Raw genomic sequence first — 446 nt, forward strand, 5'->3', positions numbered from 1 at the left:
TTACATAATTAAACGCTTTAAAATATAAACATTTAAAATTAAAACAACACACAATAGTTAATTTGAAGCTATAAAGCGAAAATCGCCAGACTCTAAAAAGTTTGGCGACATAAAATGAGGAGTTAATAAGGAATTCCAATCTTCTTTGACTAGATACAGTTTTCTATGAAATACTCTGTTGGTCTGGCTACTATCCTCCGATATAATTCATATTTATTTTTTTACGTTTGCGATTAGCAACAGTTTGTTCTGTTCGTTCATCAGAATATCGGTCATCTCGAATATGCCACAGCGCTTTGAATTGTTCTTTTAATTCTTCATCTGTTGCTCCAGATCTCATGAATGCTTTAACGTTAAATCCATCCACAGTAGCAAATAAACATCCGTAAAATTTACCATCTGATGAGAGTCGTGCTCGAGTACATGTAGAACAGAATGATTGAGAC

General features: G+C 33.2%; 1 pseudogene. It reads right to left on the minus strand.

The window, feature by feature from the left end:
• Positions 1-190: 190 nt before the first annotated feature.
• Positions 191-446, minus strand: a pseudogene (locus tag M3166_RS19040) (GTP 3',8-cyclase MoaA); the annotation flags it as partial.

The sequence above is a fragment of the Solibacillus isronensis genome, from assembly GCF_023715405.1.
GTDB classification, from domain to species: domain Bacteria; phylum Bacillota; class Bacilli; order Bacillales_A; family Planococcaceae; genus Solibacillus; species Solibacillus isronensis_B.